General features: G+C 44.9%; 19 protein-coding genes. 12 read left to right on the top strand and 7 right to left on the bottom strand.

The annotated features are described in order from the left end of the window. Positions 1-4: 4 nt before the first annotated feature. Positions 5-325 carry a DUF6249 domain-containing protein gene (locus tag DXN04_RS22520; protein ID WP_116855660.1) on the bottom strand — a complete coding sequence of 107 codons (321 nt, stop codon included), beginning with the start codon at positions 323-325 and terminating at the stop codon, positions 5-7. Positions 326-439: 114 nt separating this feature from the next. On the opposite strand from DXN04_RS22520, the gene DXN04_RS22525 reads away from it, so the two are divergent. Together DXN04_RS22525 and DXN04_RS22530 are read left to right on the top strand one after the other, a co-directional pair. After that, the gene (locus DXN04_RS22525; RefSeq protein WP_116855661.1) at positions 440-973 is read left to right on the top strand and encodes an RNA polymerase sigma factor; all 534 of its coding nucleotides are present in this window, start codon (positions 440-442) and stop codon (positions 971-973) included. Further along, positions 970-1,299 carry a hypothetical protein gene (locus tag DXN04_RS22530; protein WP_116855662.1) on the top strand — a complete coding sequence of 110 codons (330 nt, stop codon included), beginning with the start codon at positions 970-972 and terminating at the stop codon, positions 1,297-1,299. The genes DXN04_RS22525 and DXN04_RS22530 overlap by 4 nt, the downstream gene beginning before the upstream one ends. Here DXN04_RS22530 and DXN04_RS22535 read toward each other — a convergent pair. Together DXN04_RS22535 and DXN04_RS22540 are read right to left on the bottom strand one after the other, a co-directional pair. After that, positions 1,270-1,620 carry a response regulator gene (locus DXN04_RS22535; protein WP_116855663.1) on the bottom strand — a complete coding sequence of 117 codons (351 nt, stop codon included), beginning with the start codon at positions 1,618-1,620 and terminating at the stop codon, positions 1,270-1,272. The two genes, DXN04_RS22530 and DXN04_RS22535, sit on opposite strands and share 30 nt — an antisense overlap. Positions 1,621-1,774: 154 nt before the next feature. Further along, positions 1,775-2,479 (bottom strand): DUF4198 domain-containing protein, encoded by a 705-nt coding sequence (locus tag DXN04_RS22540; protein ID WP_116855664.1) that lies wholly within the window; start codon positions 2,477-2,479, stop codon positions 1,775-1,777. Between the two features lie 171 nt (positions 2,480-2,650). On the opposite strand from DXN04_RS22540, the gene DXN04_RS22545 reads away from it, so the two are divergent. From DXN04_RS22545 to DXN04_RS22580, 8 genes are all read left to right on the top strand, one after another. Next, positions 2,651-3,721: a FecR family protein gene (locus DXN04_RS22545; protein ID WP_116855665.1), complete on the top strand. Its 1,071-nt coding sequence runs from the start codon at positions 2,651-2,653 to the stop codon at positions 3,719-3,721. A 193-nt stretch (positions 3,722-3,914) separates the two neighbouring features. After that, a complete protein-coding gene (locus DXN04_RS22550; RefSeq protein WP_116855666.1) occupies positions 3,915-7,262 on the top strand; it encodes a SusC/RagA family TonB-linked outer membrane protein in 3,348 nt (1,115 codons plus the stop codon). 5 nt (positions 7,263-7,267) lie between these two features. After that, positions 7,268-8,716, top strand: coding sequence for a RagB/SusD family nutrient uptake outer membrane protein (locus DXN04_RS22555; protein ID WP_116855667.1), 1,449 nt, complete (start codon positions 7,268-7,270; stop codon positions 8,714-8,716). Next, positions 8,691-9,542 carry a DUF4843 domain-containing protein gene (locus DXN04_RS22560; protein WP_158569109.1) on the top strand — a complete coding sequence of 284 codons (852 nt, stop codon included), beginning with the start codon at positions 8,691-8,693 and terminating at the stop codon, positions 9,540-9,542. The genes DXN04_RS22555 and DXN04_RS22560 overlap by 26 nt, the downstream gene beginning before the upstream one ends. A 1-nt stretch (position 9,543) precedes the next feature. Beyond that, the gene (locus tag DXN04_RS22565) at positions 9,544-10,962 is read left to right on the top strand and encodes a PKD-like family lipoprotein (RefSeq protein WP_116855669.1); all 1,419 of its coding nucleotides are present in this window, start codon (positions 9,544-9,546) and stop codon (positions 10,960-10,962) included. Between the two features lie 18 nt (positions 10,963-10,980). Continuing rightward, entirely contained in the window at positions 10,981-12,090 is a 1,110-nt protein-coding gene (locus DXN04_RS22570) for a TlpA disulfide reductase family protein (protein WP_116855670.1), read from the top strand. Between the two features lie 116 nt (positions 12,091-12,206). Continuing rightward, the gene (locus tag DXN04_RS22575) at positions 12,207-12,794 is read left to right on the top strand and encodes an RNA polymerase sigma factor (RefSeq protein WP_158569110.1); all 588 of its coding nucleotides are present in this window, start codon (positions 12,207-12,209) and stop codon (positions 12,792-12,794) included. Positions 12,795-13,039: 245 nt separating this feature from the next. Further along, entirely contained in the window at positions 13,040-15,160 is a 2,121-nt protein-coding gene (locus DXN04_RS22580; protein ID WP_116855672.1) for a cellulase family glycosylhydrolase, read from the top strand. Positions 15,161-15,242: 82 nt separating this feature from the next. Here the strand turns inward: DXN04_RS22580 and DXN04_RS22585 are convergent, their stop codons facing one another. From DXN04_RS22585 to DXN04_RS22595, 3 genes are all read right to left on the bottom strand, one after another. Continuing rightward, positions 15,243-15,488 carry a hypothetical protein gene (locus DXN04_RS22585; RefSeq protein ID WP_116855673.1) on the bottom strand — a complete coding sequence of 82 codons (246 nt, stop codon included), beginning with the start codon at positions 15,486-15,488 and terminating at the stop codon, positions 15,243-15,245. A 10-nt stretch (positions 15,489-15,498) separates the two neighbouring features. After that, positions 15,499-16,065, bottom strand: coding sequence for a DUF6934 family protein (locus tag DXN04_RS22590; RefSeq protein WP_116855674.1), 567 nt, complete (start codon positions 16,063-16,065; stop codon positions 15,499-15,501). A 277-nt stretch (positions 16,066-16,342) separates the two neighbouring features. Further along, positions 16,343-18,160, bottom strand: coding sequence for a sulfatase family protein (locus DXN04_RS22595; RefSeq protein WP_116855675.1), 1,818 nt, complete (start codon positions 18,158-18,160; stop codon positions 16,343-16,345). Positions 18,161-18,314: 154 nt separating this feature from the next. Between DXN04_RS22595 and DXN04_RS22600 the strand changes: the two genes are divergently transcribed. After that, complete coding sequence (locus tag DXN04_RS22600; protein ID WP_116855676.1) at positions 18,315-20,672, top strand: ABC transporter permease; 2,358 nt, start codon at positions 18,315-18,317, stop codon at positions 20,670-20,672. Between the two features lie 13 nt (positions 20,673-20,685). Continuing rightward, on the top strand, positions 20,686-23,046 hold the full coding sequence (locus DXN04_RS22605) for an ABC transporter permease (RefSeq protein WP_116855677.1): 2,361 nt from the start codon (positions 20,686-20,688) through the stop codon (positions 23,044-23,046). Here the strand turns inward: DXN04_RS22605 and DXN04_RS22610 are convergent. Then, entirely contained in the window at positions 23,043-23,510 is a 468-nt protein-coding gene (locus DXN04_RS22610) for a hypothetical protein (protein WP_116855678.1), read from the bottom strand. The two genes, DXN04_RS22605 and DXN04_RS22610, sit on opposite strands and share 4 nt — an antisense overlap. Positions 23,511-23,564: the final 54 nt, after the last annotated feature.

Raw genomic sequence — 23,564 nt, forward strand, 5'->3', positions numbered from 1 at the left:
GAGGTTAAGCGCTTCTGCGGGAAATGAGATAGTAAATAATCAGGCTGATGCCGCTAAATAAAAAGACCATAGAGAGGTAGCTGGTGTTCTTCTCGACACCCATCGCTTTCAATTGTGCACCGGCCAGGATGCCCAGGGCGATGCCTACTGCCAGCAGGCCATATTTCAGGGACTGCCCTTCTTTAATAAACATAGAGGCATCTGCTCCTTTTTCCAGAATATTCATTCGCTCCCTGTGCCGGGATACCAGGTAGATATAGGCAATCCCAAATATAGCAGCAAATGCAGCTAAAGAAACAATACAATCCCTTGTTATTTCATTCATATTCCGTTAGTTTTATTGCTGCCTATATGAGCATCTGGTCAACCATTTGGTTACAAATTTCTGGTTTTTTATTTTTTTTGTAACCAAATAAAGGGAATACGCCACTAATAGGATATGACGATCAATAATGAGCAGATATATATTAACCGGATCAGGGACGGGGACTCTTCTGCATTTTCCTTTATTGTGGACAAATACAAGAATATGGCTTATACCATAGCGCTAAAAATGATCCGGGACCCGGCAGCAGCAGAAGATGCTACACAGGAGAGTTTCATCAAAGCCTACGAAGCCATAGATACCTACAAAGGAAATGCGAAATTCTCTACATGGCTCTATACGATCGTCTATAGAACCTGCCTCTCCATTCTCAAACAAAAGAAAACACTGCCCCTGGATGATGAGGAATACAACAACAGGATGGATGATCAGCCCCCCGCGCTGGAGGCCAGTGAGCAATCAAAGTATATTTCCAGGGCGATCAGTGAACTCCCGGCAACCGAGGCCATCGTGATCACCCTTTATTATATGAACGGGAACTCGGTCAGGGAAATCAGTAAAATTACCGGTCTGTCAATGCCCAATGTCAAGATCCAGTTGTATAGAGCAAGGAAGAAACTGGAACACAAACTAGCAGGATTATTATGAAACTAGATAAACTTTTAAAAACAGTGGAACAGGATCAGCCCTCTGCTGATTTCACCAGGAAGGTAATGAACGCCTTGCCGCAAAGGAAAAAAACGCAGCCACTCATCAGTAAAAAAACGGGTTGGACAATTGCTGCAGGTATTGCGGCCTGCATAGGTTTGCTTTTAATTACAAATACACCTTCTACAACCCACCAAAGCTGGATGAGTCAGATCTTCGCCTTATTGCATTCTGATTACTTCCTCGTCATCCCTATTGTGCTGGCCGTTAGTCTTATATTGTGCCTGGATTATTCGCTACAGATATTGAGAAATCGTTTCTCTTAGTGTCTTCAATAAAAATGGCTTAATAATAGCGCCTGCTGCCCCTACTTCGGCTGCTGCTTCCTTTACTTCCGGGTATGCAGACATAATCAATACAGGTACTTCTTTATAGGTGTCATCACCTTTTATAAAGCGGCAAAGCTCAATTCCATTCGTGCCTGAAATATTCCTGTCTAATACAAAGAGATCCGGAGCTGTTACTTCTTTTTGTAAAATGGCCTGGCCTGTCGCATACATCTGTATCTCATAGTTCTCCATTGATAGCGCCAAGGCAAATGCATCCCGGATGGGTTCGTCATCCTCTATCAGGATTATTTTTTTCATGCCTGTGTCTTTGCCCACAAGGTCTTTAAAAACTTTGGTTTATTTGTCAATCTCATCCTGGCCCGTACATTTTAGGCAGTTACTAAACGAAAATAAAATAAAAATGGCCTGGACCATTCCAGACCATTTCAATAATCAAACTGCCATGTGTGATTTATTTCTTTACATTGATACTATGCGTTACAATGTGTACAACTGATTTATAAGGCTTGTCATGATGCGTACCTGCTGATTTCTCTGTATAAGAAGCTTCCAGGAGGTATTGCCCTGCCTGTAATGGAGTAAAACCAGCTACCCCGTTTGTACCGCTTTTCAATTCCTTCACCCATCCGTCAGCTGAGATGACTTCTACTTTAGCATCTGCCAGTGGCGCTTTATTTTTATATACTGTCACGGGCACACTGCCAAAGCCTTTCGGCTCCTCCGCAGCAGGTACTATTGACAATAAAGTACCGCCTGCCAGTTGGGAGGCACTCTCCTTACCTACTACCACCGTAGCAGTCGCATAGTATTCTATCTTTGTTTCTCCGTATATTGTCTCCACGGTATGACTGATCGTTAAGGTATAAGTACCTTCTGCAGCAGGTGTAAACTGGCCATTCAGGCTTCGGCCGTCTGCCTTGAGGTTAATTTCCTCGCGGGCACCTGCAGGGGTGATCACAAACAATTTAACATCCTTCATATTGCTGAACCAGTTGCTGACAGAGTCTCTTTCATTTGCGGCATATTCTCCCAGAAAGACCCGTACCTCCTGTGGCTTGTTCTTAGTGCCTTTCAGGGCGGTTTCAATCCAGACTGCATGGGCAGATGCCAAAAAAGCGCACAACAGAAGCGCAATACTGAGGGTGATCTTCTTCATTTTGAGTGAAATTTTGCCGCAAAATGCATAAATCCGGATGGATGAGGTACGCTAATCGGAAATTTCATTTACGCAAAAGGGAAATTTGTGCGCCCACAGACCAGAAAAAAAATTTTTAAAAACCTATATGACCTTTTCAACCCTTTCTTGTCTTTAAAATATACCACCATAATGAAGGAAAATCAATCACTAATCGAACTACTGGAGAAATATCAGGCGGGGACAATATCTGAAGAAGAAAAATCGAGGCTGGAATCCTGGTATAATCAGGAGGCTGCCGCAAAAACAGCTTCTATAGATAATGATGACGTACAGGAAAGCCTGCAACGCATCAGGGCCGGCTTGCCCCTGCCAAAGCAGGTGAGCATCTGGCCGCGATTGACTGCTGCCGCAGCTGTGCTATTATTGGCGGGAGCTACCCTGCTCTATTTTACACATAAACCAGCAGAGCATGTACTGGCCAGCAAAGCAGCGCCTGACATCCATCCCGGTGGTAACCGTGCTATCCTGCAACTGGCCTCCGGCCAGCAAATAGCGCTAAACGGCCAGCAGCAAGGTATTGTAGTCAAAGGGAAACAGGTACTATATAAAGATGGGAATGAGGTCACCAACGCTGTAGCAACCAACACTATTCAATATATGCAACTGATCACCCCAAGGGGTGGTCAATACCAGATTACTCTGCCGGATGGCACCCAGGTATGGCTCAATTCCGCCAGCAAGCTGACGTATCCGGATCATTTCGAGGGGGAAAAACGACAAGTGGAATTGGATGGTGAAGCCTACTTCGCTGTCAGCAAGGGCACACAACCCTTTATTGTTAAGAGCCGTGGACAGGAAGTGTATGTATTGGGTACAGAATTTAATATCATGGCCTATGCCGACGAACACGACATTCAGACTGCCCTGGTATCCGGTGCGGTGAAGGTAAACGAAACCCTGCTTAAACCAGGTTTTGAAGCTCATTATTCACCTGAAGGTATCCAGGTAGTACAATCAGATCTGCAAGTAGTAACAGCCTGGAAAAACGGCCTTTTTTACTTCAGGGATGCCAGTTTACAAACCGTCATGAAACAGCTGCAACGCTGGTATGATATAGAAGTTACCTATCAATCAAATCGAAAAGGAGATGAATTTAATGGACAAATACCGCGGGACAAACCGCTGCAAAAGGTTTTGGAGATTTTAAAACTTTCAGGGATCAACTTTAAAATGGATGGCCGACAATTAATCGTATACTAACTTATTAAACATGAACATCGTATCTCGCCCGCCGTGATAAATATTTTATTTATCTGATTTCTCGCGTACCACAACGAAGAAAAAAGCTGGTAAGTGCAGCAACACCTACCAGCGGAAAACAATGCCTTGCTATCCCGCATGTCGAAGGGCCGGATAGCGACTGGCTATGCTTTTATTAAAATCAACCAAAAGTATGCTTTTTAATCTTTGGGCTAAAAACTTTATTAGCCGGAAATCGCTGTGTGCCAGCGTTTCACTAGTCCTGGTACTCATTTTTTTAGGTAGTCAGGCTTTTTCACAGGTCACTATCTCAGCCAAAAACATTCCTCTCGATCAGGCATTCGACCAACTTAGTAAACAGACAGGCTATACTTTCTTTTACAACAACAAAGACATCCGCAAACTTGGGAAAGTAGATGTAGCATTTAAAAACGTAAGCCTGGAAACAGCTATGGGACAACTGTTAAAAGGCCTGCCGCTCAACTGGCATATCGTAGACAAAACAGTCGTAATCAGGGGCACTACACCTACCCCCGTTCAGGATACACTGAAAGAAATAACAGGTATCGTCCGCAACCGGCTCAATGAACCGCTGCCCCGTGTAAGCATCCGGGTACAAAATGAAGTCTACCAAACTAATAATGAGGGGGAGTTCAAAATAAAAATGGTAGATGAAAATACACCCATCTCCTTTAGCTTCATCGGTTATCAGTCCGCCGTATACAGAGCCGGACAGGCTAAAAACGGCCGGCTCAATGTCGTACTCGATGATTCTAAAATCGGACTGAACGAAGTAGTCGTAAACGGTTACCAGGAAATACACCGCGACAACTATACAGGTACTGCTGTAGTAGTAAGCGGGGAAAAACTGAAGGAACTAAGTCCGCAAAACCTCCTGCAGGGTATGCAAATGGTGGATCCCTCCTTCAAGATCCTCAACAACAATTTCAATGGTTCCAACCCGAATAGTATGCCGGTGATCAATGTGAGAGGCTCCTCTGCCCTGCCCACGGGTAGTGATGGCATACTGAGAAGGGATAATATTACCAGCTCTGTAAACCTGCCGGCATTTATCCTGGATGGCTATGAAGTAAGCCTGGAAAAAGTATTTGACCTGGATATGAACCGCATCGCCTCTGTCACCCTGCTCAAAGATGCGGCAGCTACTGCCATCTATGGCTCCCGTGCGGCAAACGGTGTCCTGGTCATTACTACCAAAGTTCCTGCCAATGGGAAACTGCAGGTTACCTACAATCATGAAACCAATGTCAATGGCCCGGATCTTACAGATTATCATGTATTAAATGCCAGCCAGAAATTAAATTACGAAGTGCAGGCCGGTGTTTATGATGCTAACCAACAAAATGTACCACAGGATGCCCTGGATGAACTCTACTACGAGAAATTAAAAAATGTAGCAGGTGGTGTGAACACCTATTGGCTCTCCCAACCCCTGCGCACAGCAGTTGGTCAGAAGCATGGCGTTTACCTGCAGGGCGGTGCCGAGCATTTCAGGTATGGCATCGATCTCCGCTACCAGACACGCCCCGGTGTTATGAAAGGATCCTCCCGTGATCAATATTCCGGTGGTATGAACTTTAGCTATAACCTGAGTAACCGGATCAAATTTCAGAATGAACTCACCATCACACAGGTAAAGGCAAAGGAATCGCCCTATGGCAGTTTTTCAGATTATGTAAAAACCAACCCTTACTACCGCCTTACTGACGATAACGGGAATATGCTGCGTGAACTGGAAACATGGAGTGACAGGAATGGCAGCGGCGGTGCCTATCAATACGACCATGTGCTGAATCCAATGTATAATTCTACCCTCAGCAGTTTTAATAATAATAACTATACAGAGATCATCGACAACTTTGCCGCTGAATTCGAAATTGCCAAAGGCCTGCGCGTAAGGGGACAAATGAGCATGACCAGCCGGCAAACAAATGGTGACAATTTTCTCTCTCCCCTGGCAAATGAGTTCTACTTCTATGCCGCCTCCGAAACTGATCAGAAAGGTTCCTATACCAGCAGTAAAACAAAAGAAACTTACTGGGATGGAAATATCCGTCTGAACTATGTAAAGCAACTGCAGGATCATAGTATTAACCTGGTAGCAGGTGCCAATATCAGGACCGAACTGTCCGACTATTCATCTTTTACAGCTATTGGATTTCCTAATGACCGCTTTACCAGCGTAGGCTTTGCCAAGGGATATGCCGATGGTGCTCATCCCAGCAGCGATATCCAAAAGTCAAGGTTGTTCGGCGACTTTATCAGCACTAACTATTCTTATAAAGACAGGTACCTGATGGATGCCACTGTTCGTACAGATGGCTCTTCCAAATTTGGTACGGACAACAGGCTGGCTCCTTTCTGGTCCCTGGGTGTGGGATGGAACCTGCACAAAGAAGCCTGGTTCGACAACTCTGCCATCAGCCAGTTAAGACTCCGCTTTACCACAGGTCTCACCGGTTCTGTACAATTCAGTCCCTATTTATCCCGCACTACCTATACCTACAACCAGGACAACTGGTATTCATCCGGCATCGGGGCTACTGTCAACAATTACGGGAATAATAACCTGGGCTGGCAGAAAACCCGGAGCACAGATTTTGGCTTTGACCTGGGATTGTTTCACGACAGGATCTTCCTCTCTCCCCGTATTTACTATAAGCTCACGAAAGACCTGCTCGCTGATATCAGCATCGCCCCTTCTACCGGCTTCGGCTCATACAAGGAGAACCTGGGCGATATGGAGAACCGGGGCGTTGAACTCAGTCTGCGTGCTGTCGTAGTACAAAATAAAGACTGGGGGGTAAACATCTATGCCAACCTCGTACACAACACGAACAAAATCGTTCGTATTTCCAATTCCCTGGAAGCATACAATGATAAGGTAAACCAGGAACAGGCAAACAACCCTAATTACAAAGGCGTACCATTGCTCCGCTACAAAGAAGGACAATCCTATGATGCTATTTATGCTGTTCGCTCACTGGGCATTGATCCTGAAAACGGGAAAGAGGTTTTCCTGAAAAGGGATGGAACACTCACCTATCAATGGGATGCACGCGATGTAAGAGTGGTAGGTGATGCTACCCCGTTTGCCCAGGGTTCATTCGGAGGCACATTTCACTACAGGAAATTCATGATGAGCCTGAACTTCCAGACAGAGTTTGGCGGCGATATTTACAACCAGACCCTGGTAGACAGGGTTGAAAATGCCAACCCACGCTATAATGTAGACAGCCGCGTGCTTGCTGAGAAATGGAAGAAACCCGGTGACAGAACATTTTACAAAAGCATCACCGACTGGGGCCAGACACAGGTATCCTCCCGCTTCATTCAACCAAACAATGTATTGTCGCTACAATCTGTTTACTGCTCCTATGACCTGCGTATAGTAAAGAGAATGGTACGACTGGGAATGACCGCGAATGACATCCTCCGCTGGTCATCAGTAGAACAGGAAAGAGGGATTGATTATCCCTTTGCTCGAAGTGTCACCTTTTCATTACAAGCTCAATTCTGATTATCATGCGATTAATAATTACAACACTTATACTGGCGCTGACATTTACTTCCTGTAAAAAATGGCTGGATATTCAACCGGAGAGTGAGATCTCTGACGAGGTCCTGTATTCAACCCAGGAAGGTTTCCAGGAAGCACTGATAGGGGTATATTCAAAATGCACCGAAGAGGGGCTTTATGGCAGGGAACTAACGGCAGGCACGCCCGAAGTACTGGCACAGAACTATACCCTCACAGACAACGATGCATATTATTACCTGAAGACAAGCAAATACCTCTACACGGATGCTGACTTCATCTCCAGGAAAGACAACATCTGGCAGGGACTTTACAACGCCATTGCCAATTGTAACTTACTGTTATCCAATATTGACAGCAAGCAAAAGATCTTTACCGGAAATAACTATGCACTGATCAAAGGTGAAGCACTGGCACTGAGGGCTTACCTGCATTTCGATCTGCTGCGCATGTTTGCACCGGTTTCACCTGCAGCAAAAGGTATCCCTTATGTAACAAAATATTCAAAGGACATTACTCCCTTATCAACAGTGGGTGCAGTGCTGGACTCAGTTATCAATGACCTGGGCAAGGCAAAAGAACTGTTGGCAATAGATCCTATTATCAGCAAAGCGTATATCATAGGCTACCCTACACAAACCGACACAACGCTGAATACGGAAGAAAGTAATCCTCAACTGTTCCTGCAAAACCGCCGCCACCGCCTGAACTATTATGCGGTATGTGGTACCCTGGCCAGGGTCTATCTCTATAAGAATGACAAGGCCAATGCACTCACCAATGCACTGGAAGTGATCAATTCCAAAAAATTCCCATGGACGAATAACACCGATTTCCTGGCCGTGGATGATGATAAAAAAGATCGTATTCTTTATAAGGAATTATTATTCGGCTGGTATATTCCAACATTGGCGAAGAGCTATAAGAATGGATTTTTCCTGACTGGTACCAGTGGCATCCACCTCTCTGAAAATGCAGGCCAGTCTATTTATGAAACCGGTGGCGCAGGTGCAGATGATCTGCGCTATAAAGAATGGTTTGTATCCAGCAGCGGATCTACTTCCAATACTCTGAACATTACCAAGTACCTCCATAATACGGATAATACCGCCACAGATGCGAACCTGCATTATATGATGGCACCTGCAATCCGCCTGAGTGAAATGTACTACATCGCAGCTGAATGCAGCAACAATGTAGACTACCTGAATACAGTACGTACCCACCGCGGTATTGGTAGTCCTGTCACCGGCGACCTGATTACCGCATTACTGAAAGAATGCCGCAAAGAATGGTATGGCGAAGGACAGATCTTTTACATGTACAAGCGCCTGAATCATGACATTGCCAACCAAAACGGGGGCAATATTCCGGCATCAGACAACATATTTGTATTACCACTTCCAAACGATGAAATACTTTATGGCGGAAGATAAAAAAGACTACACCATGAAAGGAATCTATATCATTCTCCTGATGAGTCTCTTTGCAGCATGTAAGAAAGCAGAAGAATTACATTATGACCATGCTGCCAATATTCATTTTAATTTAATCGGTAATGATAAGGATAGTATCGTATATACATTTGCCTATACACCTACCCTTTCACAGGATACTATCTATCTGCCCGTACAATTGGCGGGGATCCAGGTAGATAAGGACCGGACCTACAATGCCTATGTGGAAACAGACTCCTCCACCGCGAAAGCAGGTGTGCACTTTGAGCCACTGAAATCAGGCTATCTATTGCCTGCTAATACAGGCGTGGCACTCCTTCCTGTGATCATTTACAACGTAGCTGACCTGGTAAATGAATCTGTATCGCTCATGATCAAACTCAAAGGTACCAATGACCTGGGTATTGAAATACCAACAGGGGATGATGGCAAAAGCCTGCTAAAAGCGAAGATCGTTTTCTCAGCTATGCTGGAAAAACCTAACTGGTGGGACATGTGGCTGGGCAGCTATTATTCCCGTACCAAACACCAGCTCTTCCTGATTGTAACAGGTGTCACCAGTCTTACGACGGCAGGAATCGATGCCCCCCGTAATCTTTACCTGGCAAACCTGCTGACCACCATGCTCAATGATCCATTTAAATGGGTGGCGAATAATCCTGCCAAAGGCTACATCCTGGAGCCCAGTGGCGATAATTATTATTTCTACAATCCGGAAAACCCGGCCAGGAAGATGCTGCTGCGTAAAAATGCAGCTGCCGGTAAATATTATTTCATTGACGAAAACGGCGAGGAGGTAAACTAATATGAAAAATCATCTCACAGCAATCATCTGTTTTCTGCTCCTGACAGCATGTTACAAAGACAAGGGCAATTATGATATCAATATGCCCCCGGCGCCCACTGTCAGCGGACTCGATTCCGTTTATAGTGCAGTGGTGGGCGATAGCCTGATCATTACACCAAAAGTGAGCATCGAAAGCAACGATTCTCTGGTACTGGAATGGCGTATCAGCGCACCGGAAGTAAAATCGGGTTTCCTGTATTATACCGGCCCTTCCCTGCGTATGCTATTTTCCTTACAGGCCAACTTATATACCGCCCGCCTGACTGTATATAACAAGAAAAATGGTATCCGGTATTTTTATCCGTTCGAGATCCAGGGGATGACTGACTTTACCGCCGGTACAACGGTGCTGAGCATCGAAAATGGTGTAACAAAATTATCATTCATTACACCGGGAGGCGTATTAAAACCGAATATCTATGAAACGGTGAATGGGCATAGTCTGCCGCCTGATCCTATGAATTTGTTTTATATGAAGGACCAGCTGCAGGGAAATATGGCCCTGGGTTACTGGATCATTTGTAAAAACGGTGGGGTAAGACTGAATGTAAGCACCCTGCAGGATGACCCTACCTATCCTAATACACTGGCGGCTAATTTCTTTGCTCCACCAGATAGCATCGTAGTAGGATCTGCCCAGGAGGGTAACAGGGCATTCCTGACGGGTGTCATCAATGATAAGTTCTATGCCGGGTATACACTCACCTGGAACCAGGCCGCTATCTATGGCATGTTTGGAGATTATGCGACAGGTAGCTACAACCTGGCACCTTCCTTTATCTCCAGCTTTATCAATGGCCAGTACTCCTACATCGCATTTGAAAAAGATAAACAGCAGTTTGTACGCATCAGCGGTACTCCCTATTTCTATGGTACACAGTATACAACTACCAGTACCACTGCCTTTGATCCTACCAATGTAGGTATGTCACTCATACACATGGAGCAGATCAACAGCGGAGATTGCTTTGCTTACTGCAAAGGGAGTGATGGTGTTGTATATGAATTGAAATTTACAGTGAGTTTCACCACCAGTCCATACACATTCACCCCGGTACATAAGCGGGCCTTTATACAACAGGCGCTGATCAATGAAAGTACCAAATGGCAGGCGGCAATCAATGGCGTACTCTATATCGCATCCGGCGAAAAAGTATACCGCTATAATCCACTTAACCAGGAAGTACGTGCATTGGAGACGACTTTCGGCGGCAATGCAGTTTCTATGATCAAGCTTTCTGACAACCAGGATACGCTGATCGCAGGAGCAGGCAACTCTCTCTATTACATGGATATCAGCACTGGTAAATACGGTGTGCTCTCAAAAACAATAACAGGTATTCCCGGCCAGCCAGTAGACATGGCATGGCGACCATAAATTTAAAATCATTCCAACATGCATAAATTCATATTTACCCTGCTGCTGCCTGTAATTGGCGTAGCACAACAAAAAAGTTTTAATATCCAGGGTACAGCCCCAACTACTAAAAATGGTTGCAAAGTATACCTGAATTATCAAGCTGACGGCAAGCTGATCTTAGATTCTACCGTAGTAAAAAACGGGGCGTTTTCATTCAAAGGTGGTGTAGGTGAATTGTCTTATGCCCGCATGGTCTTCGATCACGAAAACAAAGGAAGCTACTGGGTCCTGAATATGGGAGACCGCTTCTATTTCTACCTGGCGAATGAAAACTACAAAGTGGCCGTAAAGGATTCACTGAAGAAAGCAGTAATCACCGGTTCTCCTACCCAAAAGGCCTATGCCGCCTACCTGTCAAAAATAGGTGGTGGGTTTATGAATATTATCGATTCTGCCAACCAGGAAATGAGTGCCGCGGATACCGCTGCGATTCCGGCTATCAGGAAAAAGTACGACAGCAAATTTGCTGCAATGCGGGAAAAAGAGAGAAAATTCATAAACGAAAATCCAAATTCCTACTTTTCCATCATCGCACTGACCGATGTGGCGAACAGGGCACCGATGAGCGAAGTGGAATCCCTGTTCAACAGCCTGGGCGAGAAAGTACGCAATACTACCCCTGGTAAGGAAATGAAGTCAAGGATCGTAGCGACCCATACCATCCAGGTAGGCCTCGCAGCCCCCGACTTTGAGCAACCTGACGTAAACGGTAAGGCGGTAAAACTCTCCGATTTCCGTGGTAAGTACGTACTGGTCGACTTCTGGGCCAGCTGGTGCCACCCCTGCAGGGAGGAGAATCCTAACCTGAAAAAGGCATATGGAGCACTGAAAGACAAGGGCCTGGAAGTACTGGCAGTATCGCTGGATGACAAGCAAACCCGGAATGCCTGGATCAAGGCCATTGAAACAGACGGCCTGCCATGGGTGCATGTTTCAGACCTGAAAGGCTGGCAGAACCAGGTGGCGGTATTATATGGCATACGAGCCGTACCGCAGAATTACCTCGTTGATCCTGAAGGCAAAATCGTTGCCCAGAACCTGAGAGGTCCGGAACTGACCTCCAGACTGGCTGCCTATATACATTAAATGTCCTCGCAATTCCCCTATTTCACAGGTGTATCATATTAATCTATGATACACCTTTTTTTTTATCATTATTTTTTATACTTTTCTTTCGACCTTGTTCATCTAACATTTTATACTTGGCAAAACCGGACATTTCGCTAACATTACTACCAGACAATCAACTGCTGCAATTACTTGCAGCAGGAAGCCAGGCGAGCTATACCGTCATTTATGCCCGGTATAGTGAAGTACTGTTCAGGCATGCCTGCCATATGCTGGAAGACCGGGCAGAGGCGGAGGATGTGATCCAGGAAGTGTTTCTCATGCTGTGGACCAAGAGAGCGGAAGTGGCCGGTACTAAAACATTGTCCGCCTACCTTTACACCAGCGTACGCAACCGTATCTTAAACCACCTTACACATCAGAAAGTAGTAGATAAGTACCTGGATAGCATGCGTACTTATGCAGAAGCAGGGGGATATACTGCTGACGAACAATTGCGGGAAAAGGAACTGGCTGCGGTCATTGAAAAGGAGATTGAGGCGATGCAGCCTAAAATGAGGGAGATCTTCCTGATGAGCCGTAATGAACAACTGTCACATAAATCAATCGGGGAGCTGCTAAATATTTCTGATAAAACCGTGAAACAACAGGTATATAAGGCCGTGAAACAACTGAAAGGCAGGGTGGAAAATTTCCTGAAAGTAATCCCTTTACTGCTTTAAACCCTTCCCAGGACCTCGTAGATCATCACCCGCTTACATACTTTCCCGTCGTCCACCCTTTGCGCGGTCAAAATTACGCTATATTTGACCCCATTCCTATGTGCGTTTTTTCTGTCCCTATCATTTAAAAACCACATGAAAACTGAATCAGGCCTATCCTATGCAGGTTTTTTTCCTCCCATATCATTAAAACCCGCATCAGACGCTAAAGGATAGCCTATGTCTATCAAAATAACCTAATCAAAATGAAAAAAACAGCTATCTTATTGATTAACCTGCTCTTAGCAGTTTATTGCTCCGCCCAAACCCCTGTTTCCATCAATGGCCAGTTGAAAGTAATTGGTACCAAACTCTGTAACAGGAATGGTTACCCCATTCAACTCAGAGGTATGAGTACCCACGGCATCCAATGGTATGCCGGTTGTATCACCGATGCATCGCTGGACACGCTCAAAAGCGACTGGGGTGCGGACATCGTTCGCATTGCCATGTATGTACAGGAAGGTGGTTACGAAACCAATCCTTCTTACTACACCTCCCTCGTTAAAAGCTATGTTGACAAGGTCACTGCCCGTGGCCTCTACGCCCTTATCGACTTTCATATTCTTAGCCCCGGCGATCCTAATTACAACACTGACAGGGCGAAAACTTTTTTTACCGACATTGCCAATACCTACAAAAACTACAACAACGTATTGTATGAGATCTGCAATGAACCAAACGGTGTAAGCTGGGCTACTATTAAGAACTATGCAGACCAGGTCATTCCCTTAATCAGGGCGATCGATGATGATGCGGTCATTTGTGTAGGCACCAGGGGCTGGTCTTCACTGGGTCTTTCAGAAGGCAGTACTTCACAGGAGATCCTGAACAACCCGCTCTCCTATGCGAACGTGATGTATAGTTTCCACTTCTATGCCAGGAGCCACCAGGATTATTACATCAATCATCTCGACTGGGCATCTGATCGCCTTCCTATCTTCGTGACAGAATTCGGTACACAGGAAGCAACCGGTGATGGTCCTAATGACCTCACGATGAGTCAGCGCTACCTGGATCTTTGCAAAAACAAGAAGATCAGCTGGACAAACTGGAACTTCAGTGATAATCCTTACAGTGGCGCAGTATGGAATAGCGGTACCTGCTCAGGAAATACCTGGACGACCAGTCAGCTGAAAGAAGCCGGTGTATTCATTCGCAACAATATGCGTACAGCCGATGATTTTGGTTCCGGCAATAATAACGGAACAAATATCGCCCTTGGCAAAACAGTGACAGTTTCCTCAACCGAAGTCGCTGCCACCTCTCTCGTTGCTGCCAATGCAGTAGACGGTAATGCCACTACCCGCTGGGCAAGCGCTGCTGGTTCCGACCCGCAATGGATCACGGTTGACCTGGGGAATACCTATAGCATTTCAGCTATAAAGATCAATTGGGAAGCTGCTTATGGCAAGAACTTCCTCGTGCAGGTCTCTGCCGATAATGCTAACTGGACGACGCTGAAAGATGTGCAGGGCAATACCTCGCTGAGCAATGAATATACAGGACTGAGTGGCACTGGCCGTTTTATCCGTGTGTATGGAACTGTACGGGGTACCATTTACGGCTATTCAATCTATGAACTGGAAGTGTATGGTACACTTGCCAATACTGCTAACCTGGCATTGAATAAAACAGTCACTACTTCTTCAGTAGAAGCAGCCGGCCTGGAAGGCAATTATGCAGTAGATGGCAATACGGCTACCAGGTGGTCTGCCACACTCTATGCGGACCCGCAATGGATCACGGTCGACCTGGGTAATACTTACCTTGTATCCGAAGTAAAACTAAGCTGGGAAGCGGCTTATGCAAAAGACTACCTGGTCCAGGTATCTGCAGACAATACTAACTGGATCACGGTAAAAACAATTTCAGGTAATACAAGCCTGGTAAATGATCATACCGGCTTATCAGCAAGCGGCAGGTATGTTCGTATCTATGGTACTGCCCGTGGATCTGCTTATGGTTATTCTATCTATGAACTGGAAGTGTATGGTACCGGTAACAGTGCAAAACAAACAGTAAGTACCAGTAGCAAGGTGTATGGTACCGACAGCATTGCAAAACAGGCTGTAAGCAGCAGCAGCAAATTGCAGGATATCATCATCTACCCTGTTCCTGCACACGACCAGGTGATGATTACGCTTCCTGCAAGTGAGCAGAAAACCTACATCAGCCTGGGCGATATGAACGGTACAAAATACCGTAGCATTGCTACCAGCGAAAGCACTTATAATATGGATATCAGCAAACTGCCTGCTGGCATCTATTTCATCATGATCCAACAGGGAGATCAGCGAACAATCAGGAAAATCGTAAAACAATAAACGAAAACGGCCACGCACTGGTATGCCCTCAAAAAAGCCCACCCTTTTAGGTGCACTTCTCACTGCGTGGCCATTTTCATTTTCAATCCTGCGCTGTCAAATCCAGCTCTGGGAAATCCTCCGCTGTCAAAACCACCCTTTGCATTATCCCATCTTTAAAAATGAAGCCTCTATCACCCGGCTTTAGCTTGCGCTTTTTTTTAAAACAAGGTAATGGAGGATTTTTTTTCCACTCCCTGAATTCCTCAAATTCTTTGATGAATCCTTCCAGGTTCTCCTCCATATACTTCCTGACATACTCCTGGATGCTTTCTTTTTGTTCTTCCATAACTAACTGTTTATTGTGTTTTTAATTTAAAAACGATGTAATTGTACAAATTGTCAACCGGAATATTCAGCTCCCTGCTTAACTTTACCGTTTCCGGGTAAATTTTATTAAAATCAAATGGACTGTCGTATTCCATCGAAGCAGGACAGTTCAACCGTACGTATAAATTCACCCCACAAACGTCAAAGTCCCGGTTTAGCTGGTCAAATTCCCACATAATTATTGCATATCGCAAATAATCCCTGGTATCATCATTGCTGTTCATGCCTATACTACGATCAGGATAAAATTTTAAATATTCCAGCATGAAACGCATAATCGATGAAAAGATCAATCGATAATCCGCATATACAAATTCCGAGCGGTTATCAATCCGGCCTTTATTATCTACAGGTCCAAATTTTAAATCATAAACATTCTCTATCAAATCATGCGCTGTTCCACTAATCTCGACCCGCATATTAACCATTCTTCCATCATACAAAGCAGCCTTAAATTCTAAAACAGCTGCTTCCCCAATTGCAGACGCACCTTTATCGTAATGGGCATCAAGATTACTTCTTTCAAATTGTGACATTTTTTATGGTTTTACATTAAACAATGAATGAATGCAGGAACTTATCTCCAATCTGCCCGGATAGTAAAAACAAAAAACACCCATGGCACGGATTACTCCGTACCCCAGGTGTTATGTAATAATTTATCGCAGGAAAAATATTATCGACTGATAACTATGCTTAAGTTACAGCAAAACTTTTAAACAAAAAAAATCATATATATTAATCAAAAACCAGGGAAATTCGCTCAGCACCCGTAATCAGCATTATTATTTTCAAAATGATCTATCTCCATTTCTATTCATTCATCGTAAACCTCAAATCCGTTATCGCCCCCTCAAATGTCTGCAACTTTCCTCCCAGCTCCTCTCCCTGCACCTTTCCACAAGTCACATAGCCCCCCTTTATCTTCATCAGGTTTTCCTTCACCTGTGCCGTCAATATAACGTTATTATCAAACTGAATTTCCAATGCGCCCTTCTCCGACAACTTACACACCAACTGCCCCTCTTTCGCCGTCAGCACCTCACTATGCAAGTCTGTACCATCTCCCATCACTACTCCTATTCTTCCCTCATATGCATACAATTTAAAATTCCCAAAATAATCACACACTACTCCCCCCTTATCAATCCCGCCCAAATACGCCGTCACGACCAGCACCTCTGGTGTCCATAACTTTTTATTGAAAGAAAGATCCGCTGCACTCCCATATTGCTTTATGGTATAACTCCTGTCAAAAAACACGGGCAATGTCCCGGACAAGATCATCTCCTCCGTCTCTCCCTGCCGCTTCAATTCCTTATCCAGCAAATCCCTTAACGCTGATGTCCGCATACCGGTGTCCACCAGGTTCTCAAACTCATCCCGATCATTATTCAAATCATATACCTCCTCCGGCGGATGATAACTATACCTGTCCAACAAAAACTTCGCTTTCGCATTCGTCTTTGCCGCAGCTACCCAGGTATCAAAATAATAAGCATTCCGCTCCACCTTATCAATATGCGTGATAAACTGTACACCAGGATGATAATTCCTGATATAATGAAAACCTTCCGCCGTAATCACCGTTCTCGCCGGCGTATAATTATACCAGAAATGCGGCTCCATCGATGTTTCCGCAAAAATATAGGCATGATGCGCGTTCTTCTTGCCTAACAATACATTCTTAAATGACTCCCCATCCAGGCTATCAATCGCTTTCCCTCCTCCCAGGTCTACCATTGTAGGTGTCAGATCGACCAGTGAGACCAGCGCATCAGATACTTCCCCGGCCTTCACCATCCCCGGCCATCTCACAATCAATGGTACCCTTAATCCCTGGTCATACACTGACCACTTCGCCGATGGAAACTGTGCTCCCTGATCGGATATAAACAGCATGACTGTATTCTTTTTCTGGCCGGCCTTATCTATTGCCACCATTACCTCTCCCAGCAAACTATCTGCTGCTTCGATACTTTGGTAATACGATGCCAGCGCATTTCTCGTCGCTTTTGTATCCACCAGGTAGTCGGGTAACTTCAATTTGTCCGGATCAAAACGCCTGTTCGGGAACCAGGGCACATGCGGTACCCAGGGCGCGACTATCAAACAAATCGGCTGCTGCCCTTTTTCTTTGAAATGACTTTCTATCATATGCACCGTCTCCTTCTTTCTATCCAATCTTGTCTCTATAGGAGCATATTGACCAAACTCCTCTCCTATCCGTTCAAATGGAAAATTGTGCAAAGGAAACACATCCGTCTTTCCTGAAATAACTACCCTATACCCCAGTTCATGCAGGTACTGTGGTAAATTTGGGGTATTCGGCTTTACCGTAAAATGATTCATCTGCGCCCCATTGTGAAAAGGATACATCCCTGTAAACATCACACTTCTTGATGGCGTACAGATCGGCGATGCCGCATATGCCCTGTTAAAACGCATCCCCTCTGAAGCAAGGGCATTCATATGCGGAGTCCGCACATCCACATTACCATAACAACCTACATCCTGCTGATTCAGGTCATCGCAAATAAAAAGCACTATATTAGGCTTACTCTGGGCTAAAACGGAAGATGCCTTCAGTAAAAGGCAGATCAGTAGCGTTTTTAAACGTGGGTAAAACATAAGCCTAAAATATAAAAATATGTATCATTATTGTACAGTATTTGTCCGCAAGCGGACAATTCCCCTGCAAATTTTCACTATAATGACCTAATATTTAACGCTTTATGTTCCGGCATTACCTTTGACACGGACGGTACAGATTGAATTAATCACTATGTTTAAAAATTACTTCAAAATTGCATGCAGGAGTCTGTTGAGAACAAAAACGTTCTCTTTTATTAATATCACCGGACTTGTAATGGGCATGTCCTGCTGCATGCTGATCTGCCTCTGGCTCTACAATGAAGTAAGCTTTGACAGGTTCCACCAGCACCGCGAAACTATCTACCAGGTCTATAACCGTGCTCCAATAGACGGCAAAATTTTTTGCTGGAACTATACGCCTAAACCGCTCGCTGCTGCTCTTCGGCAGGACTATCCAGGCGTAGCCAATACCTGCCGTACCAGTACAAATACCTTTGTAACGGCAGCAGGTGACAAAAAGATCTCTTCAAAAGGAATGTTCGTCGATACATCCTTCCTCAACATATTTACCTTCCCCTTACTAAAAGGTAATAAGACCACCGCACTGAATGATCCTCATAGTGTGCTGCTCACCGAAAAGATGGCGAACAAAATGTTTGGCACTACTGACGTAATCGATCGCCTCATTACTATCAATGACGAGCCTTATAAAGTAAGCGGGGTACTCAAAAACCCACCCATCAACAGCACTTTTGAATTTGACTACCTGCTCTCCTGGATGTACCTGCAAAGTATCGGACAGGATGACCAGTTCTGGGGCAATAACAGCATATCTACCTTTGTACAACTGGCACCCAATGTTAGTGAAACTGAAATGGATGCCCGTATTAAAGAAGTTACGATCAAACATTCCAAAGGAGAATTGCCGATAGAGGTCTTCCTGCACCCGATGACCAAATGGCATTTGTTCTCCAAATTTGAAGAAGGAAAGATCACAGGTGGCCGTATTGAAATAGTCCGCCTGTTCGGCTTCATCGCTGCATTCATACTGCTCATCGCCTGTATCAATTTCATGAACCTCAGTACCGCACGCAGTGAAAAACGTGCGAAAGAAGTAGGAATCCGCAAAGTAGTCGGTGCCATGCGGCAATCCCTGATCAGCCAGTTCCTGGTAGAGTCAATCCTGCTCACCACTATTGCCGGTATCCTGTCTGTCATACTTGTATCCCTGGCATTACCTGTGTTCAACCACATGATCGACCAGGCACTCACACTTCCTTATACAAGTCCTGTGTTCTGGAGCCTGGTAGCAGGATTTATTCTTTTCACCGGACTCCTGGCGGGTAGTTATCCTGCATTCTTTCTTTCCTCCTTTAGTCCCGCCGGCATCTTCAGGGCTTCCTTCAAAAAACTGAAGGGCAATGTAAGTCCCCGTAAAATACTGGTGGTACTGCAATTCTGTATTTCCACTATCCTGATCATCGCTACAGTTATTATCGTACGGCAACTGGATTATGCACGCAACAGGAATGCCGGCTTCACAGGAGGTTTACTGATGTATCATGAACTTAACAAGGAGATCGTTAAAAACCGCGCCCTGATAGAAAGTGAATTACTATCATCCGGTTTAGCTACATCTGTTAGTGAGACCGATTCCAAACTCACAGAACAATATAGTTCTACCTGGGGCATCTTCTGGAAGGGCAAGCCCGAAGGGGATAATACGCTCTTTGAAAGAAAAGCCGAAGATGGGGGATTAGTAAAAACTGCAGGACTTAAATTGATCATGGGCCGTGATATTGATTTAGTAAAGTACCCTACTGACTCATCAGCGATGCTGATCAATGAAACTGCCGCTAAAATAATGGGCTTCAAAAATCCCATTGGTGAAACTGTTAGAGACAATGACAGGGAATACCATGTAATAGGTGTATTTGGTGATATCCTCTTTGGTTCTCCCTTTGAAAACAGTAAACCTGTGCTCTTAACGGGGCCAAAATCTTCCTACATGAATAACCTGCATGTGAAGTTATCTCCCGCCACTGATGTAGTCAGACAAATACAGGAAGTAGAAAAGATCTTTACAAAATATTGCCCCAGCTACCCCTTCGAATATCATTTTGTGAATGAGGATTATGCTAAGAAATTCCAGGACATGCAGCGCGTGGCAAGATTAACCACCCTGTTTGCCTTGCTGACTATCTTCATTTCCTGCCTCGGTTTATTTGGCCTGGCCAGCTACATCGCGGAAGGCAGGGTTAAAGAAATTGGCATCCGCAAAGTATTGGGTGCTTCTGCGATGAAGATCATGACATTGCTGACGAAAGACTTCCTGGTACTGGTCGCTATATCACTGGCTATTTCAGCACCCCTCGCCTGGTACGGCATGCACAAATGGCTGCAGGGATATGCTTACAGGATCAGTATTGACTGGTGGATCTTCGCTGGCGCTGGTGTGATCGTAATGCTAATATCATTGATAACAACCGGCTATCATGCATACAGGGCAACGCTGACCAACCCCGTAAAAAGCCTGAGAGCAGATTGAAAAACTCATTGTTATGTTCAAAAGTTACTTTAAAATAGCATGCAGGAACCTGCTGCGAACCAGGACCTTTTCACTGATCAATATCACAGGATTAGTACTGGGTATCGGATGCTCTATGCTGATATGCTTATGGATCTACAATGAAGTAAGCTATGACAAGTTCCATGAGCATAAAGATTATCTATACCAGGCCTGGAACAGGGGTACCTACGACAATAAACTGCAATGCTGGAATGCAGTTCCTAAGCCACTGGCAGCAGCACTAAAGAATGAATATGCAGGGATTGTCAATACCTGCCGCACAGACTCCCGCTGGTTTGTCACCAAGGTCGGTGATAAGAGATTGTCTACAAATGCACTTGTAGTAGATCCCTCCTTCCTCTCCATGTTCAGCTTTCCACTCATAAGGGGAAATGTAAAGACAGCACTCAGCGATGTATTCTCCATCGTCATCACGGAGAAGATGGCAGCTAAAATGTTTGGAACAGCCGACCCGATGGATCAGATCATCACGATCAACAATGATCGCTTTAGGGTAACAGGGATCTTAAAAGATCTGCCATTAAACAGTACCTTCAAATTTGAATACCTGCTGCCATGGAATTATTACATTTACCTGGGAGGCAATGATGATCAGTCCTGGACCAACAACTCGGTAAGTGTATTCGTCCAGCTTACACCTAATACGACAGCAGCTGCCATCAATCAGCAAATAAAAGATATTACAAACAAACATACCGGCGGCAGGGAACAGACAGAAGTGTTCCTGCACCCGATGAGCAAATGGCATTTGTATTCAAAATTTGAAAACGGCCAGATCACCGGCGGTCGTATTGAAATAGTAAGGTTGTTCGGCATCATCGCCGCTTTTATACTCCTGATTGCCTGTATTAATTTCATGAACCTCAGTACAGCGCGTAGTGAAAAGCGTGCGAAAGAAGTCGGCATCCGCAAGGCAGTCGGTGCACAGAAACAATCCCTGGTATTTCAGTTCCTGCTGGAGTCGGTACTATTGGTCAGCATCGCCGGCATCATAGCAGTAATAGCTGTATTCCTTTTATTGCCCGTCTTCAATTTACTCATCAACCAGGAGCTGGTTTTACCGGTTCGCAACTGGATCTTCTGGCTCACACTGGTGGGCTTCATTTTGCTGACAGGTCTACTTGCAGGGAGCTATCCTGCCTTCTTCCTTTCTTCATTTCACCCTGCGGGCATCTTCAGACGGACATTTAAAAAAGGGAGAGGTACCATTAATCATCGAAAGGTCCTGGTAGTATTACAATTCTGTATTGCTATCACACTAATTATATCTACGATAGTGGTAGTCCGCCAATTACAGTATGCGCGTAACAGGAATGCGGGGTATAATGGCGAAAAACTGATGTATCACTGGACAAATACGGAGTTGGATAAAAATTTCCAGTCCCTGAAGCAGGAGCTGTTGTCCAAAGGGATTGCCATCTCGGTGACCCGTACGGCATCGCAGTTGACAGAGCCCTTCAGTTCATCCACTACTGTATCATGGAGAGGGAAAGATCCTGCTAACAATACGGATTTTGAACGTGGTGCGCAGGATGAAGGTTTAATACGTACAGCAGGTATGACATTAGTACAGGGCCGGGATCTTGACCTGGGCAGGTTCCCGGGCGACTCAACGGCAGTAATTATCAATGAATCTGCCATGAAAGCGATGGGATTCAAAGAACCGATTGGAGAAGTGATCCATGAGTTTAATACAGATTACCGGGTGGTAGGAGTATTTAAAGATTACATCTATGGTTCTCCTTATGAACATACACATCCTATGATCATAGTTGGCGCAAAAAATATGTACTTCAACGTGATTCATATGCGGCTGGCAGCAGGCGGGGATATGGTGAAACAGGTACAGGAGGTAGAAAAGCTCTTTGCAAAATACAATGCCAGTTATCCATTCGAATATCATTTTGTAGATAAAGATTACGAAGTGAAATTCCTGGATATGACGATCGTAGCACGACTGACCACCTTGTTTGCTGTACTGACAGTACTGATATCCTGCCTGGGTTTATTTGGACTGGCCAGTTATATGGCAGAAGAGCGGATCAAGGAAATTGGGATTCGTAAGGTACTGGGTGCTTCGGTAGTAAGAATTATCAGTTTGCTGACGAAAGATTTCCTTGTACTGGTAGGCATTGCACTCCTGGTAGCGGCACCTCTGGCCTGGTACGCGATGCATGAATGGCTGCAGCGATATGCTTACAGAACGATGATCGAATGGTGGGTGTTTGTAGGCACTGGTTTGCTGGTAATTGTTATCTCGCTGCTGACCACCGGCTACCATGCATGTAAGGCGGCACTGACGAATCCTGTAAAGAGTCTTAAGGCTGACTAAAATAAAGAAAGAATGGTTCTTTCTTCTTTGTTAAAAAGGAAGGTATCCCCTTCCTTTTTCCCTTGCAGTAATTTGGCTAAGGGTGATAAGGGAGATAGGAAAAAGATGGTCTCTTCATTGATTGTTTGTTTGCCTAAGCCTGCCGCGATGAAAAAGGATGTTCCTTTACATTTGATGTAGGCACCGGCCTGGGCGCTGGTGTAGATTTTCTCAGTGTTTACTTTTTGCAGCCTGTCAAGTTCTGATTTGTTTTCTTCCTGCTGGCGGGCATGCATGTCTTTTTCCAGGTGCCCCATGGCCCGGCCGGTTTCGTATTTATCGCCTGCGGAGCTTTTCTCTTCATTGTTGGCGGCCTCCTGCGCATTGGCGATCATTTGCTTGTTTAATTCAATTCGTTTGTTGATTACTGCTAACCCTGCCTGCTTTAAAGTAGTTTTAAAAGCAATCATTTCCTGGCTCGTCATAATTATTCAAATATTATTGTTTACCAGCACTCATTTCATAATTACCCGTCATCA

This window comes from Chitinophaga silvisoli, from assembly GCF_003412465.1.
Lineage (GTDB): Bacteria > Bacteroidota > Bacteroidia > Chitinophagales > Chitinophagaceae > Chitinophaga > Chitinophaga silvisoli.